The organism is Mesorhizobium sp. P5_C1, from assembly GCF_054049815.1.
Genome location: NZ_JBFULQ010001416.1, coordinates 1 through 529 on the forward strand (window position 1 = coordinate 1; position 529 = coordinate 529).

Here is a 529-nt window from a genome sequence, read left to right on the forward strand (position 1 = left end):
GGTCGATATCGCTCAAATCGGGTAACCCGATCCAACCCCATCGAACAATGCGAGCACCATCTGCATTGACGGGCCGATCCGCGGCCCGCAACGCAGCACCGCCCAGCGATCAAATCCGCGAGCCCGGCCGCGTCGAGAATTCACGCTGTCTTGGCCGCAGATACCCAGCCRTTTGTCAGCCAGGCAATGCCATGCGAAATAAGGTCGATACCCAGCAAGAATCCAAGCACCCAAAGGCCGGTCGTGGGCCATCCAGTCAGGACAACAAGTCCGGCCAGAAAACCTAATGCTCCGGACAGAACCATCGCCCAGCCGACGTCGCTCCAGTGCCTGACGCCGACAAAGAGGCGCACAATGCCCGAGGCCACAAGCAGCAGTCCGAGGATGTAGGTCAGGACAAGGGCGCCTGACACAGGCTGCCTCACCACCATGGCACCAAAAACGATATACAGGATGCCGAGGAGGAATTGCCATATGAAGCCGCCCCATCCCTTCATCCAGAAGGCGTGCATCATCTCGAACGCACCCA

Annotated in this window: 1 protein-coding gene; it reads right to left on the minus strand. The window is 59.5% G+C overall.

Annotated features, from left to right (window positions below):
* Window positions 1-140: 140 nt before the first annotated feature.
* Window positions 141-529: HdeD family acid-resistance protein (locus ACXJ7R_RS36115; protein WP_457155944.1), on the minus strand; the 389-nt coding region annotated here is incomplete at its 5' end.